The following is a 15,480-nucleotide window of genomic DNA, read 5'->3' as shown; positions in this document are numbered from 1 at the left end:
CTCTTTCTACAGGACACCGAGCTTTTGATCTCTTACATCTGTGATAAACATATGACCGGGTGCATGGGTGATCGCAATGTCTGGCTTAGTGTGCATGACGATGGCTTGCGGCGTCACACCACATGCCCAAAACACCGGAACTTCCCCTTCTTTGATCACAGATGGCTCTCCAAAGTCTGGTTGATCTACATGTTCTATGCCAATCACAGCTGGATCACCTATATGGATAGGACCGCCATGTACCGATGGGAATCTAGACGTCACCTGAACACTTCTTGTGACTTGATGCGCTGGGATCGGCCTCATGCTGACAACCATCGGACCATGGAATACACCTGCCCTTTCACATGAAATGTTCGTTTGATACATTGGGACATTATGTCCATTTTCAATATGGCGGACAGGAATGTCATTCAGCATGAGTGCATGCTCAAACGTAAAGCTACATCCGATGAGAAAGCCCACCATATCATCCTCCCAATAGGAAGAAATATCTGTTATCTCTTCTTGAAGAACCCCTTTTTTGTAAACACGGTATTTAGGGAAATCCGTTCGAATATCGGCATCAGGTGCTGAACGCCTTGGCACTGGATCACCTGGGTCGAGCACATCAAGCAAAGGACACGAAGCCGGATTCCGCTGACAAAATAAAAGAAAATCGAAGGCCAGCTCTTTTTTGACGATCATTAAGTTGGCTTGCGCAAATCCCTCAGCAAAGCCAGCCGTTGGTCCTGTGATCTTCTGCTTACGAATCAATTCCCTTATTTGTGACGGCTTATAGGTTTGATATGCTTTCATGTGATCAGCTCCATAGTTTTGGAATTTCATTCATGATGGTATATCCGCCCATGATTGCCATGATGACAACAACAAACGCACCTGTTGCGGTCAAAAAGAATGGATGGCGATAATCACCGACAATTTCTTTTTTATAGGCAGCAATCAGCAATGTTCCGAGTGCAAGCGGCAAGATCAATGCATTGATGGCCCCAACCAAAATCAATATGTTCACAGGTCTTCCAATCGTTATAAAACAAATGGTCGAGAGCGCAATGAATCCAACGATAATGCCTCGTTGATTTTTCTCGATTTTTGGTGAGAAGGTTTTAAAGAAGGAAACGGAGGTGTATGCCGCTCCAATGACTGAGGTAATGGCAGCAGCCCACATAATAATCCCGAACATTTTATATCCAACATTTCCAGATGCTAATTGAAAAACAGACGCAGGCGGGTTCGACGGATCAATCTGTAAGCCTTTTGAGACAACTCCTAGAACGGCTAAAAATAAAGCCACACGCATTACGGATGTGATCAAAATACCGAAAATGGAACTTTTCGTCACTTGCGGCAATGCTTCCTTCCCCTTAATGCCAGCATCCAGCAGACGATGACCACCAGCAAAAACGATATAGCCACCAACTGTCCCGCCGACAAGTGTGACAATCGATAACATGTCAATTTTCTCTGGCACGAAAGTTCTCATGACCGCTTCTCCAACTGGCGGTGCTGTGGAAATAGCCACATACAGCATCAGACCAATCATGACAAAACCAGCGATTTGTGTGAATCGGTCCATCGCTTTTCCTGCCTCTTTGATGACAAAAATGAGAATGGCAATGACTGCACTGACCCCAGCCCCTATGCGGGGATCGACGCCGAATATGACCTGAAAACCGAGACCCGCACCAGCGATATTTCCAATATTAAAGGCAAGACCCCCAATGACAATCAAACAGGCTAACACATATCCGAGCCCCGGCAGAACCATATTGGCAATGTCCTGTCCTCTTTTTTCCGAGACGGCAATGATACGCCATACATTTGTTTGCGCAAAAATGTCTAGCAAAATGGAAATCAAAATGACAAACCCAAAGCTAGCTGCGAGCTGCTGTGTGAACACCGTTGTTTGTGTTAAAAATCCCGGTCCAATGGCGGACGTTGCCATTAAAAAGGCTGCGCCCATCAGCATAGAACGGTTCCCTTTTTGAACTTTCATGTGTTTGGCTTTCTCTCTTTTCATGCTGTTTCCCCCTTTGATGACGATTTATCGAAAGGCCTTGAGTTGAATAGTGGCTTCTTTTAGCTTCGCTGTAATGGTTTTTGCAAATTGAAGCGCGTGACTGCCATCCCCGTGGATGCACACCGTATCTGCTTTGAGCTGAACATCTTCCCCTTGCACTGTCCGGACTTTCCCCTCTCTTACCATACGGATGACCTGCTGAACTGCCCTTTCATCCTCTTCAATAAGTGCATGAGGTTCACGGCGTGATGTCAGTGTCCCGTCTGGTTGATACGTCCGATCAGAAAAAACTTCATGTGCCACTTGAAGACCGATTCTTTCCCCTGCTGACGCAAGTTCACTGCCTGACAGCGCAAATAACACAAGGTTAGGATCAATATCATACACAGCCTTTGCAATTGATTCAGATAATTCAGTATTTTTAGCCGCCATGTTGTAAAGGGCACCATGTGGTTTGACATGCTGCATCATGCCGCCTTCTGCTTTCAGAAAGGCTGATAGTGCACCAATTTGATAGATCACAAGATCATAGGCTTCCTCTGCTGAGATAGCGATTGGACGTCTGCCAAAACCGACTAAATCTTGCAGACCTGGATGTGCACCAATTTGGACCCCTTTATCCAGTGCCATTTTAACCGTCTTTCTCATCACAGTTGGATCTCCCGCATGAAAACCGCATGCAATATTGGCTGAGGTAACATATTCAAGAATTTGTTCATCTGAACCGATGGTGTATTGACCAAAACTTTCTCCCAAATCACAGTTAATATCCACTTGATACATAGGACCCCTCCTTGTCGTTCCGAATTGCGGAATAGAAAGTCCGAATATTCGAATTTATATTGATTATACCAACTTTGGATAGACTGCACATGAAATTGTCAGAAAATATAACAATAGAACTAGTAGAAAACAAAAAAGTGAGAGGTCATGTCCTCTCACTTTTTCTACTCGTTTATTTAGACAGCACCCAATGTTGGATGGCTTTTGCTACCCCGTGCTCTGTATTAGGAGCTGTAATCCAATCAGCCGCTTCTTTCACAACTTCTTGTGCATTGCCCATTGCAATGCCTAATCCGGCTTCTTGAATCATCGCCATATCATTCAGACTGTCGCCAAGTGACATGACGTTGTCCATTGTGCAGCCAATGCGTTCTGCTACTTTTGCAAGAGCTGCCGCTTTGTTAATGCCTGCTGCATTGACTTCGATATTGGTTGGACTGGAATTCGTGATTTCTAGCTGTCCATTTGTTTTCAATGTATGGAGGACTTCCTCACGAACAGCATCGTCATGAATATCAAAACCAAATTTCAACCATTCGTGGTCATGAATGCGTTCAGGGAATTCTCCTCTCCACACCTTATCCACAGTAGATGCCCAGTAATCGGTTTCGTATCTGTTTTTTAGATCCCACATCATCTGAACGTGATCAGGATGCAGCAGTTCCCGTTCGATCAACTGGAAGTTTGAATCCCAAATTTCACTTCCGTTCGCTGTGACAAGATAAGAAGAGAGTTTCAGCGGCTCGACCAGCTCTCGGCATGTCATCAGCGTACGTCCTGTGCTAATCACCACATGGACCCCTTTGGCTTCTGCTTCTTTAATGGCTTGTTTATTTTCCTCAGGAATGACGTGCTCACTGTTTAACAGCGTGCCATCCATATCAATGGCAATCAATCGGATGTCTTTCTTATCAGCTTGTGTTGACAAATTGAGTACCCCACTTTGTATCATTTTTTGAATCTATCTTTATTTTAATATAAAGATGAAGATGGCACAAAGGGACGAGTTTGATCCCAAAGAAAAAAGACCTTGTGACAGGTCTTTTTTCTTCTTCTTAACGTTCACATGCGATGCCGTCTTTATCACGGTCAAGGTGTGTATTTTTTAAGTAGAGTGCTTTTGATACATAAGGCTTGTACTTCGTTTTTCCACCTTTGTTTTTCGTATTTTTGCTTTTTGCCACGCCGCCTTTATACACTTTGTTGAGTGCTTTGCAGTTTTTGTACTTGACTGTCTTTGCATCCGCTGTGTGAGTGTCAACTTGTGTAAAGCTAAGTAAAAGACCGAAAGATATGACAGCCACCATGATTTTTTTCAACATGTAAGTTCCCCCCTATTTTTTCTCATTTTACATTTTTATCATATGTCACCACATTTTGTTTTTCAAGACGAACGAGGTAGGAATATTGGTTTTTTTGGAATTAAATGAATCTTATTGCCTATGTGGTAAAATGAGTGGGAAACCTTTCCGGTTTTGACACGTATATGAAGAGAGGAGCTTTCCACATGAAAATGAAATATACCATTCTATATGTAAACGATGTTGAAGCAAGTATTCAGTTCTACCATCATATCCTCGGTTTCCCGATTAAATTAAGAGTTGAATCCTATGTTGAGTTTGATACAGGAGAAGTGACCTTATCGATTAATTCACGCCAAGATGTGAAAGAGTCACTTGGTCTGCCTGTTCCAGAGGCAGTTAGCTCGTCACAAACGTTTGAGATTGGCTTTGTTGTGGATGATGTGAATGAAACAATTGCATCCTTGAAGGAAAAAGGAGTACCTGTCATCAAGGAACCTGCCAAGAAGCCGTGGGGACAAACGGTCAGTTATGTGTCTGATCCTGATGGACATTTCATTGAAATATGTGATGCGGTCTCCTAATAGCTGTCTGAAGGAGTGAAGCATAATGAGAAAGAAACATGCTTTTTTTGCTGGTGTTTGCTCCATGCTGTTGATTTGCAGTGCGGCGCTCATATTACAGCACCATGAATGGATTGGATTCGTCAGTGGTGGAATCTCTATTATTGCGTTCGTTGCATCTGGATTTCTTATGGGTGCATGGACCAACGGGGAAGAGGCACGAGCGGCCTATCACTCTGAAACAAAAGAACACCGGATGTTTCGTCTTGATACGGCTTTTCTTTTCATCATCTTTGCCCTTCCGCATATGGGTGCAGCACTGTTGTATGTTTTTATGTAAATAGTTGATTTGGTTCAAAGGAGTAATTAACATGGCTGTTTTTGTCTTATTCGTTGTATTTGGTTTACCTATGATCTCTTTGCTGATTGGTATTTTCGGCACATTGTTTTTAAAGAACATTTGGTTTCCTACATTGATTGTGCTGGTTGCGAGTGTGATTCTGATGTTCACCTCTATTGGTGGAAATGAATCTTTTCTCATTTGGGTCATCATCTACACAGCCTGTGCATTTCTCGGTGCGTTCATTACAAAGCGATTCCAAGTTGTTTCATAAATACTCATCAAAAAAAGAACAGTTTACACTGTTCTTTTTTTGATTAAATATCGGCACACCATAGCTCTATTTCGATTTTCAGCTCTGGCCACCCTAATGCAGTCACATAGGCAACGGTCATTGATGGATATGCCGTTTTGAAGATTGCATCCCACTGTGGGTATAGATGATCCCAATCAATTTCTTCTGTTGCCCAAATATTGACTTTGATGACGTGTTCTTCATTCAACCCTTCTGATGCAAGGATTCTCTTTATATTTTCAAACGTATTGGTGACTTGGTCGTTTAAGCTTGATGGGATCTGTCCATCCGCTCCTGTCCCTACTTGACCTGATGTCACAAATAACCCCGCACCCTTTGGCACCCTTGTGATATGACTGTAGTTGCCAACGGGTTTCGGCATACTTTCTGGATTTTTTCTCGTAATTTTCTCCATGTAAATCCCTCACTCACTATGATTTTTCTGCGTGTTTTTCTTCCTGTAGACAGACTTCACCAATTTTTGTCTATCCTAAAAGAAAACAGCAGTGGAGTATCCGTAGCCACAAGGTAAGAACATCAATATTTTCTTTTTCATGGACGAAACACTCCTTTTTGATTGCGTGAGCAAGGTTTAGATTCATTTCATCCTACCTGATAAATGAACCACAGTCAAAAATAAATGATAAACGATAACGTGCAATATCTTGATTCTTATTGCCTATTATCTAAAATCGTTCTTTTCTTGTTCATGGTTTGTTCAAATTTCTTCTATATAGTAGATCGTAATAGGAGGTAGGATACATCATGGCAAAAATAAATAAGAAAATGATTAGTCTTTGCACCGCAGCTATCAGCAGCTTATACATCACTGGTTATGCAACTACCCATCACGCGCAAGCCGTTCAGACAGCACAATCAAATACACAAACAGACGCTTCTTCAAATCATACATCTCTCACATCAGATACTACCGCCGCTCAAACAGAAGATACCACTTCAGAAACTGAACTCACGGATGGTACTTTCTCTGGTACTGGATCAAATGAGATTGGCTCTATTAGTGTATCTGTTACCATCAAACAAGGAAATATCACTTCTGTCGAGATTACGAGTGATAACACTAGATACGGACAAAGCTCCATTTCATCATTACCCAATGAAGTGGTCATCAGACAAAGTGCTGATGTAGATACGGTGAGTGGCGCAACATTAAGTACTCAGGATTTTGAAACAGCCGTTGCTCAGGCTTTAGAGCAGGCAAAGGCATAGAGAGGAGACACCATGATGAAATGGTTAGGACAACAAAAACTCATTACTTTTCAAAAATCCATGCTGGCTATGGGAACTGTTATCAATATTCAAGTGGTTGCCTATGAAGAAGATCGACGGGCTGTTTTAGAAGACATCAACCGTGCCTTTTCCATTTTTTACGATATCGAGCATCGTTTTAGCCGTTTCCGCTCTGATTCTGAAGTCATGAAGTTAGCCAATCGTTCAAAGCAAGAGGTATTAGTCAGTGAAATGCTTTTCGATTTAACAGCCTATGCGCTAGAGTTAGCCGAGTTAACAAATGGCAAGTATGATCCAACCATCGGAAAAATCATGGAACAAAAAGGATTCGATCGTTTATATACGACAGGACAAACTTTTTCATCACATGACGTTCCACATACAGCTGTTCATTACCGTGACGTCCAGTTAAACGAGACGAATCGGACGATTTATTTGAACAAACCGCTGATTTTGGATTTCGGTTCTATTGCAAAGGGATTTGCGTGCGATCTTGCCGCAAAAGAACTTGAAGCATGGGAAGGCTTTATGATGAATGCTGGTGGGGATGTGTTGGTATCTGGATTTAACGAACAACAAGAAGAGTGGACAATTGGGATTCGGCATCCCATCCACAAACAGACCAACATCTCGGTCATTCAAACCACCAATTGTGCGATTTGTACATCTGGAAGCTATGAACGGATCAGTCGTTATGATCCTCATACGCACCATTTGATACACCCTCAAACGAAACAGTCTGAACAAAGTTTGTTAAGCTGTACCGTCATTGCACCACTCGGTATGCTCGCCGATAGTCTATCCACAGCTGCTTTTTTATTAGGTCGAGAAGAGGGTTATTCATTTTTAGCCGAACATGAAATACCTGCCGTGATGGTAGATCAAACCGCTGATATGATCGTAACACCGGAGATGAAGGAGGTTCACTCATGGAATCACAACCAGCACCTATCACAAACCAAACATTTTTGAAACCATCACCCTCACTAAAAGCCTACATTCGGACACCGAAACGGTATGTCATCGCCATTCTTTTGGTCCTTTTATCCGCCGGGAGTCTGCACGCTGGTTTTCTTAGTGGTCTCGCTACAGTTGCTACCAGCATCGGGACAGCACTAATTCTTGACTCTTTCATCTCAAGAGTGATTTGGAAAAACAATAAACACACATTCCCTGATGGAGCTCTGCTCACAGGGCTGATTATTGGCATTGTTCTAAGTCCAGCTACTTCTTTTGCTGTTTCTGTTTTCACAGCCGCAGCAGCCATTTTATCTAAGCATGTCATCACTTATCAAAAGAAACCAATTTTGAATCCAGCCGCATTTGGTTTATGGCTCTCAGTCATTTTATTTTCTTCCAATCAAAGCTGGTGGGGCGGTATGTCTCTTCTACCTTGGTGGACCCTATTCCTTGTGGTGGTCGGCGGTTATTTGGTGACCAGCCGCGTACAAAAATTCCCGCAAGTTTTCGCCTTTCTAGCAGCATACGGCCTGATCCACCTCATATTGGGATTCATTGGCTTAACGGATGCTTCATCTGCTTTTATTACGCCCTACTTGAATGCTGTCTTGTTTCTTGCGTTCTTTATGTTGACTGATCCACCTACTTCACCAGCAAAGAATCGTGATCAAATCATCTTTGGTATCCTGTGTGCTGTCGTTTCGTGTGTGGACTTCTATTTATTTAACAGCCTATCTTACTTACTCACAGGGCTTTTATGTGCCAATGCTTGGAAAGCCTATCGAACGTACCAAACAAATCAAAAGCGACGGGCAATAAGGACGAAAGTTGTCTAAATAAAAAAACGGACATCGACTTCTCGACGTCCGTTTGACCATACCTTATAAACGATAACGTGCAATATCTTGATTCAATCGCATGCTTAGCTCATTGAGCCTTTCTGCTGCCTTCGCCACATTGGAGATGGCGGTGACTTGTTCGTCTGTAGATGCAGTGATTTCTTCAATCGCTGCGGCATTTTCTTGAGAAATATGGGCTGCACCATGCATCGCTTTTGTGATGAGGTCGTTTTGTTCCAGTAATGTGTTCAGCTCTTTTGCCATCGCATTTGTTTCAACGATGGTTTGTGAAATCGATGTAGAGATGGAATTGAATTCTTGTTCTGTTGCGTGAACCGCTTCATCAAGCTCGGCAAAACGATCCATTGTTTTGGACATCATGCCAGCTGTAGCCGTCGTTTCTTCTTTAATGCCTTGAATCATCTGCTGGATTTGAACGGCTGATTGCTTTGTCTGTTCAGCTAAATTCCGCACTTCACTCGCCACAACCGAGAATCCTTTGCCATGCTCTCCTGCACGAGCTGCTTCAATGCTCGCATTCAGGGCCAGTAAGTTCGTTTCATTTGAAATGCTTTCAATGGTATCTGTGATTTGAGAAATATCTTGTACTTTTGTACTTAACTGCTCAATCCCTGATCGAATACCTTGAGATGCCTGAATGGATTGCTCATTTGATTGTTTTAATTGCTGGACAATTTGCTGACCCTGCTCGGAAGATTGGTTCGACTGGTCTGAAATTCGTTTGATCTGGTCGCTTTGTTCTTTGACGTTTTCAATGGATTGATTGAACTGAGTCATTTGTTGATTGGCTACCTCAAGGTCTGATGCTTGATGAAGTGTCCCAGTTGAGATATCCCCAATCGCTCGGCCAATTTCTTCACTGCTAGCGGATGTTTCTTCAGAGATGGCGGATAGATCTGTCGCAGATTCGACGAGCTGGCTGCTCGTTTCCTGCAAACCGCTCACAAGTGCTCTAAGCTCTCCTGACATATGATTAAAGCCTTTTGCCAACTGCCCAATTTCATCCGAGGTTTCTTTTAAGCTGGTGCGTTCAATATTGCCCGCCGCAATTTCTTTTGAAGCAGCCGTAACTTGCTTGAGCAGTCTCACTTTTCCTCGGGCTGCCAAATAAAAGACACCCATACTTAAAAGAGCGACACCTGCTGTAATGAGAATAATATAGAGCTTCATCTGCTCTAGTTCTTTATAAAATTCATCCTGAAATACGGCGATTCCTATACTCCAATTCCACGGTGTAAACTGGTTCATATAAGCGAGTTTTTGCTTTTCTTCCCCCGTGGCATCGTCTTTATCCATATAGGTGATATAGTGTGCATCCTCGCCTTTTGCTGTAGCGCCAGCGACCATTTTTTGACGATTTGTCGTGTTATCTGGGATGACGCCGATGTCGTTAACCGGATGAACCTGTGATGAATAATCGGCTCCATATGCGACAAGGTAGCCTTTATTTTTATAGATGAAATCTGATTTTTGAAATTGATACCCTTTGCCGTCGTCATTTTTAGGCCCGCTCAAGTAAATACGGGCTTGTTCCTGCGCCTGTTCAAGCGTCAGTTCTTTGTTCTCCACACGGTCGTTCAATTGTTCAAGAGTGGCCATCGCTCCATTTACGATGTGTTTTAAATCTGCTTTCCCTGCATCAATTAAGACATTTTTCGCTAAAAAATACCCCGTTGTTCCTACAAGTCCGCCTGTTAAAATCGTAATAACGATAATGGCTGACATCAATTGAAAAAAGACACTTCTTGAAGCAAACGCTTTCTTTTTCATGTTCTAATTCCCCCTTACTACATATATCGTCATGCAGGGGAAAGTATTAAAAAAGTCATAGAAAAAATCCCTTTCACGTTAGAAAGGGATCTTTTGATTATCGCTCGGTTTCTTTGAGGATGGCTTGATAGAGATCGTCTTCAGGTTTGAGTCCACATACCTCTTGAAGCACACCTTCAATGCCTTTTTCTTTCCTTAATGCCTGCAAGCGAACCGCTTCTTCGTCTTCTGCAAAGTCGTAAGCCAAAGCAGCAGCGATCCCTTTTATTAAGTACACTGGCTGCTTGATCTTTTTCGCTGGACCGATTAAACGGTCATCTGCTCCCAGCTTTCTAAGAGGAGAGCGTGCGACACGAGTCACTTCATCGGAGATAAAAGCATTTTCAAATCGTTTGATGATTTTCTGAATGTACGCATCATGTTCTTCTTTTTGGAAGCCATACGCGTCAATTAAATAACTGCCCGTTTCATGAAGGGCACCTTCGACAACTTGACGAATATCTGGTGTATCAACAGCTTCTTTAATGGTTTTTACGCCTTGCTGATACCCGACATAAGCCGCTAGTGCATGTCCTGTATTGACGGTGAAAAGCTTCCGTTCAATATACGGCGTCAAATCTTGGACAAAGGTCGCTCCGTCAATTTGCGGAACATCTCCAATAAAGCCCGTCTCATCAATGACCCACTCGAAAAATGGTTCAACCGACACTTTGAGAATGTCCTCATGGTGCTGAATCGGAACAATGCGGTCAACCGCAGCGTTTGGAAAACCCACGGTTTGTGATATCGCTGCTTGCTCATCTGCTGTTAAATGAGAGAACACCGCTTCTTTTAAATGAGCACTTCCCCCAATCATATTTTCACATGCCACGATGTTGATGATATGGTCAGGCTTTTTTTGTTTTAATCCTTCAGCAATTGATGAGGCAATGATCTTCAATACGGCTGGTCCAACCGCTGTTGTAATCAAATTGGCTGTGGCAACGGCCTCTGTTAATGCTGCTGGATTTTGCGAAGAATTGATCGCTGATACGGGCCCGACTACTTCTTGCTTCTGCCCTGGTGCTGCCAGTTCAACCGTGTATTCTCCTCTTTCATTCAGCTCATTGATGACCGCTTCATTCACATCGGTAAAGACAAGCTCAAAGCCTGATGTCTTTAACAAAGATCCGATAAACCCTCTGCCGATATTCCCTGCTCCAAAATGAAGTGCCTTCATATTAGTTCACCTCATTAAAGATGGCGATCAGTTCATCCTGATCCTTTGCATGAATGATCCGTTCTACATTTTCTTCTTCTGAACAGACAATCGCAATTTGAGACAGAATATCAAGATGCTCGTTGTTTTTCCCAGCGATCCCAAAGACGACTTTCGCCACATTTCCTTCACCATATTCAACACCATCTGGAATTTGGATAATCGAAATCCCTGAATGAAGGACTGCCGCTTTCGCATCCTCTGTTCCATGAGGGATTGCAATGCCGTTCCCCATAAATGTAGAAGAGATCTCTTCTCTTTCAAACATTTTGTCGACATAATCACTTGTGACATAGCCGTTTGCTACGAGGACTTCGCCTGCTTTTTTGATGGCTTCTTCTTTAGAACCTGCTTGTTCGTTTAGAAAAATATTGTCTTTAGAAAGTACTTGTTTCATACATGATCACACACCTTTTTTAGAATAAAAATCAGGAAAACAACCAAAACGGGGAGTTCAATTAGGAAAAATTGGACTCAACCCGTTTCGTCATGTTATTTTTTCAATTTCTCAATCAGCTCATCATATTTCGGGCTGTTTAAGAAATTATCCACTGAGATATGCACAGCGCCTGGCAGCTTTGCCTTGGCTCTGTCTGTTAAATCTTTATGAGTAAAGACCACATCCGCATCGTCTGGGATGTTGCTGATAGAAGTGTTTGTCACATCGATATCAAGCTCTGCCTTTTTCACTTTGTTTTTCAGAATGGACGCACCCATTGCACTTGAACCCATCCCTGCATCGCAGGCAAAGATGATTTTGTTCACGTCATCTGGATTGACATCACTTGGAGATGCTGCTTGCTCGTTTGCTTGAGCGTCTTCTTTTTGTGCCGTAAGAGCAGCGGCTGCTGCACTTTTCTTGCCTTTCATGTCCTGCATCTTTTCTGTTGCTGCTGTTAAATCTTCGTCAACTTCTTTAGATGCTTTCAAAATGACCGATGCGACAAGGAACGATACGATAGCTGCTACGACAACACCTGCTAAAACGGCAAGGTGACCGCCTTTTGGAGACATCAGCATAAGCGCAATAATACTTCCTGGTGACGGCACAGCTTTTAATCCTGCATTTAATAATGTGAACGTCAGGACACCACTTGCTCCCCCTGCAATGACAGCCAAAATAAGTTTTGGTTTCATTAAGATGTACGGGAAGTAAATTTCATGGATTCCTCCTAAGAACTGAATGACAATGGCACCTGGTGCAGACTGTTTCGCATTTCCTTTTCCAAAGAACATATACGCAAGAAGAACCCCTAAGCCTGGCCCTGGGTTTGTTTCAAGCAAGAACAAAACAGATTGCCCTGTCTTCGCTGCTTGCTCGACCCCTAACGGACCTAAAATACCTTGGTTAATCGCGTTGTTTAAGAATAATACTTTTGCAGGTTCAATGAAGATACTTGCCAGCGGTAGTAAATGAGCATTGACAATGATATCTACACCTGCCGCAAGGGCTTTATTCAGACCTAGTACCACTGGGCCGATAGCATAGAATGCAATGGCAACAAGAATGGCACCGAGGATACCTGCCGTAAAGTTATTCACAAGCATTTCAAAGCCAGATTTGATTCGGTCTTTGAACAGCTGGTCGATTTTCTTAATAAGATAACCGCCCAGCGGCCCCATGATCATGGCACCTAAAAACATTGGAATGTCTGAGCCAACAATGACCCCAATCGTAGCCGTAGCACCGAGCACTCCGCCTCGATGGTCATAGACGAGTTTACCGCCTGTGTAACCAATTAAGAGCGGCAGTAAGTAGTTAATCATCGGTCCAACGAGTGTAGCTAATTGCTCATTCGGAAGATAACCACTTGGAATGAACAAAGCTGTAATCAGTCCCCATGCAATAAATGCACCAATATTCGGCATAATCATGCCGCTTAAATAGCTTCCAAAGCGCTGTACTTTCACGCGGAATCCGCTTTTTTCCTGCATCTGTGAAAACCCCTTTCTTCTCTCCCTTTATTTCGGGCTTTATAGGTCAAAAGATATAAGAACAAGAGTCAGTGAAGCCCTTATACCTATCGTAAAACGCTTTCACTTTCCCTTCAATTGAAACTAAATGTCACTTTGTCACTTAGTGTGTGACAAAATTGAAAAATAATGTGACACCTCTCGGCATACCATAGATGATAGCGGGGTAAAAGTTGAATCTACTGTTGTTTTGGCGCAAAATTCATTGGAATTTCACAACTTTCAAATGGTCACTTCTTGTTTCCTCTACTTAAATCGAATAGGCTTATATTGATCAAACATTCAAGAAACGTCTGCGCAGACAAGACATGACACAGAAAAAGTGAACCATCTTGCTATTTGTTTCGTTTACCTTTTAGAGTGGGCGGTACAATAGAAAGAGCGGTTTTTCTGTGACTCACAGTTTACTGCCGCTTTCTTTCTGATACATGAGACATTTTCATAGGTAGAAAGGCGGTTATTCACATTGTTGAAATATAGTAAGTGGCTTTTGCTGCTCATCTTCATGTTCTCCTTTTTCATGCCAAAAGAGGCATTTGCTCATGCATATGTGGTGAGCTCAAATCCAGTGGCAAATGAAGAGCTAGATCAGCAGCCTCCTGCAGTCTCGATCACCTTTAGTGAAGGAATCGAAAGTGGATTTCATGCCATTAAGGTGTTCAATGCAAAAGGGGATCGTGTAGATCAAGGAGATACGGTCATCAAAGAGCAAAAGATCATGGAAGCAGCTTTAAAAAAGAATTTACCTAAAGGAATTTACACCATTCAATGGAATGCGGTATCAGCCGATGGACACTCTGTGTCTGGCATGATTCCGTTTAGTATCGGAAAAGCGGATGGAGGATTTGATCAATTAGATCAAGGACAGTCGAGTGAATCCATCGATATGGCTTCAACCATTGACAAAGCCTTTCTGTATACGTCATTTAGCTTATTTCTTGGAACCATTTTATTTGGGCTTCTATGGTTTAAAGCGGCCATAACCGACGTTTTAGCCCGGCGAATGAAGCGACTCTTAACTGTTTCATTGATCATGATGGGCGGAGCACTCTTGTTCCAGCTGCCGATTCAAACTAAATCAGCGGCAGACGTGTCCTTTTTAGGGGCATTTCAACCATCGCTTTTACAAGAAACCATTGCGTCGACTTCAGGCGGGAGTCTGTGGATGATGCTAATGGCGTCATTTGTTCTACTGACGATCTGGACGATTGTGGCGATGAAAAAAGGAAACTTCACTTCCTTCCGGGTATGGCTGTTTCCACTGCTCATTTTCATCGTGCTCCTTTGGCTGAAAGCACAAATCGGTCATCCAGCCGCAACAGATAATAAAATACTGACAACGTCACTTGACTTCATTCATCTCGTTTCTGCATCCATTTGGGTCGGCGGCTTAACAGCCATTGTTCTTCTTTTGATGAAGAAACTGCCGAATGAAGATCAGCCGCTCATACGCAGCACCCTGACAGCTTTTCATCCGTGGGCACTGCTCTCGGTTGGACTGATTGTGTTTTCTGGGTTTGTGAATGCGATTTTTATTCTGCAATCATTTGATGCCCTTTTCCAATCAGCTTATGGACGCACCTTCTTAATCAAACTTGGTTTATTTATCATCATGGGTCTTCTTGGGCTCGTCCATTATTTGATGCTGAGATGGGAAAAGAAGCAGAAACGAAACGTATCTTTACGAGCAGAGTGGATCATTGGGATCGCTATTTTACTATTAACAGCCGTATTCACCAATATCCCAAGTCCTCCGCCGCCTGCACCAGAGCCATTCTTTGCAGCCAATCAGGTGGAGCATCGTGACCTTGTGTCTTTGAGCATTACCCCGAATGCTCCTGGTAAAAACACGTTCGAGGTGGCATTTACGAAGAAGGATGGACAAACGATCACAGACATTCAATCTGTGACAGCTAAGATCCACAAAGTCTCCTTGTTCGGTGATGAAACGCCTAACGAGTTTCAGCTGAAACGATTAAAGAATGGACACTTCTCGGCTGAAAACCTCTTACTAAATGAAAAAGGCACTTGGAAAATTAACATTCATGCGTTAACTGGTTCTTTTGACAACATCGATACGACATTCATTAGAAGAAACTAAAAGG

The 15,480-nt window shown here is 42.8% G+C and carries 17 protein-coding genes; 7 read left to right on the top strand and 10 right to left on the bottom strand.

Translation table 11 applies throughout. The features are described 5' to 3' along the window. Positions 1 to 6: 6 nt before the first annotated feature. The 5 genes from NSQ17_RS02380 to NSQ17_RS02360 form a co-directional block, all read right to left on the bottom strand. Positions 7 to 798 carry a putative hydro-lyase gene (locus NSQ17_RS02380; protein WP_144679586.1) on the bottom strand — a complete coding sequence of 264 codons (792 nt, stop codon included), beginning with the start codon at positions 796 to 798 and terminating at the stop codon, positions 7 to 9. A gap of 4 nt (positions 799 to 802) precedes the next feature. Continuing rightward, the gene (locus NSQ17_RS02375; protein WP_144668144.1) at positions 803 to 2,020 is read right to left on the bottom strand and encodes an NRAMP family divalent metal transporter; all 1,218 of its coding nucleotides are present in this window, start codon (positions 2,018 to 2,020) and stop codon (positions 803 to 805) included. Positions 2,021 to 2,044: 24 nt separating this feature from the next. Beyond that, positions 2,045 to 2,803, bottom strand: a complete 759-nt coding sequence (locus NSQ17_RS02370) for a 5-oxoprolinase subunit PxpA (RefSeq protein ID WP_007498099.1) — start codon at positions 2,801 to 2,803, stop codon at positions 2,045 to 2,047. Positions 2,804 to 2,975: 172 nt separating this feature from the next. Beyond that, entirely contained in the window at positions 2,976 to 3,731 is a 756-nt protein-coding gene (locus tag NSQ17_RS02365) for a Cof-type HAD-IIB family hydrolase (RefSeq protein ID WP_008347194.1), read from the bottom strand. A 127-nt stretch (positions 3,732 to 3,858) separates the two neighbouring features. Beyond that, complete coding sequence (locus NSQ17_RS02360) at positions 3,859 to 4,125, bottom strand: excalibur calcium-binding domain-containing protein (RefSeq protein ID WP_080673874.1); 267 nt, start codon at positions 4,123 to 4,125, stop codon at positions 3,859 to 3,861. 185 nt (positions 4,126 to 4,310) lie between these two features. Between NSQ17_RS02360 and NSQ17_RS02355 the strand changes: the two genes are divergently transcribed. From NSQ17_RS02355 to NSQ17_RS02345, 3 genes are read left to right on the top strand one after another with little or no spacing between them, the layout of a single operon-like run. Beyond that, a complete protein-coding gene (locus tag NSQ17_RS02355; protein ID WP_058336799.1) occupies positions 4,311 to 4,688 on the top strand; it encodes a VOC family protein in 378 nt (125 codons plus the stop codon). Positions 4,689 to 4,713: 25 nt separating this feature from the next. After that, positions 4,714 to 5,007: a DUF5316 family protein gene (locus tag NSQ17_RS02350; RefSeq protein ID WP_017358499.1), complete on the top strand. Its 294-nt coding sequence runs from the start codon at positions 4,714 to 4,716 to the stop codon at positions 5,005 to 5,007. A gap of 31 nt (positions 5,008 to 5,038) precedes the next feature. Beyond that, positions 5,039 to 5,281, top strand: a complete 243-nt coding sequence (locus tag NSQ17_RS02345; protein ID WP_327878062.1) for a DUF2651 family protein — start codon at positions 5,039 to 5,041, stop codon at positions 5,279 to 5,281. A gap of 43 nt (positions 5,282 to 5,324) precedes the next feature. Here the strand turns inward: NSQ17_RS02345 and NSQ17_RS02340 are convergent, their stop codons facing one another. Continuing rightward, entirely contained in the window at positions 5,325 to 5,717 is a 393-nt protein-coding gene (locus NSQ17_RS02340) for a RidA family protein (RefSeq protein WP_007498112.1), read from the bottom strand. 350 nt (positions 5,718 to 6,067) lie between these two features. Between NSQ17_RS02340 and NSQ17_RS02335 the strand changes: the two genes are divergently transcribed. The 3 genes from NSQ17_RS02335 to NSQ17_RS02325 are packed head-to-tail and all read left to right on the top strand — an operon-like array spanning position 6,068 to position 8,349. Next, entirely contained in the window at positions 6,068 to 6,532 is a 465-nt protein-coding gene (locus tag NSQ17_RS02335; protein WP_144679592.1) for an FMN-binding protein, read from the top strand. A 12-nt stretch (positions 6,533 to 6,544) separates the two neighbouring features. Next, on the top strand, positions 6,545 to 7,525 hold the full coding sequence (locus tag NSQ17_RS02330) for an FAD:protein FMN transferase (protein WP_342467811.1): 981 nt from the start codon (positions 6,545 to 6,547) through the stop codon (positions 7,523 to 7,525). Continuing rightward, positions 7,483 to 8,349, top strand: coding sequence for an RnfABCDGE type electron transport complex subunit D (locus NSQ17_RS02325; RefSeq protein WP_259254012.1), 867 nt, complete (start codon positions 7,483 to 7,485; stop codon positions 8,347 to 8,349). The genes NSQ17_RS02330 and NSQ17_RS02325 overlap by 43 nt, the downstream gene beginning before the upstream one ends. Before the next feature lie 45 nt (positions 8,350 to 8,394). Here the strand turns inward: NSQ17_RS02325 and NSQ17_RS02320 are convergent, their stop codons facing one another. The 4 genes from NSQ17_RS02320 to NSQ17_RS02305 all read right to left on the bottom strand — a co-directional run bounded on the left by NSQ17_RS02320 (position 8,395) and on the right by NSQ17_RS02305 (position 13,336). Then, positions 8,395 to 10,143 (bottom strand): methyl-accepting chemotaxis protein, encoded by a 1,749-nt coding sequence (locus NSQ17_RS02320; protein WP_039166197.1) that lies wholly within the window; start codon positions 10,141 to 10,143, stop codon positions 8,395 to 8,397. 97 nt (positions 10,144 to 10,240) lie between these two features. Next, a complete protein-coding gene (locus NSQ17_RS02315) occupies positions 10,241 to 11,362 on the bottom strand; it encodes a mannitol-1-phosphate 5-dehydrogenase (RefSeq protein ID WP_144679598.1) in 1,122 nt (373 codons plus the stop codon). A gap of 1 nt (position 11,363) precedes the next feature. Beyond that, entirely contained in the window at positions 11,364 to 11,798 is a 435-nt protein-coding gene (locus NSQ17_RS02310; RefSeq protein WP_019743148.1) for a PTS sugar transporter subunit IIA, read from the bottom strand. A gap of 95 nt (positions 11,799 to 11,893) precedes the next feature. Then, positions 11,894 to 13,336, bottom strand: a complete 1,443-nt coding sequence (locus tag NSQ17_RS02305; protein ID WP_144679602.1) for a PTS mannitol transporter subunit IICB — start codon at positions 13,334 to 13,336, stop codon at positions 11,894 to 11,896. Between the two features lie 505 nt (positions 13,337 to 13,841). On the opposite strand from NSQ17_RS02305, the gene NSQ17_RS02300 reads away from it, so the two are divergent. After that, the gene (locus NSQ17_RS02300; protein ID WP_058336805.1) at positions 13,842 to 15,476 is read left to right on the top strand and encodes a copper resistance protein CopC; all 1,635 of its coding nucleotides are present in this window, start codon (positions 13,842 to 13,844) and stop codon (positions 15,474 to 15,476) included. The last annotated feature ends 4 nt before the right edge of the window (positions 15,477 to 15,480 follow it).

The organism is Bacillus sp. FSL W8-0629 (assembly GCF_038593225.1).
Lineage (GTDB): Bacteria > Bacillota > Bacilli > Bacillales > Bacillaceae > Bacillus > Bacillus altitudinis.
This window is presented reverse-complemented; position numbering and strand designations above follow the sequence as displayed.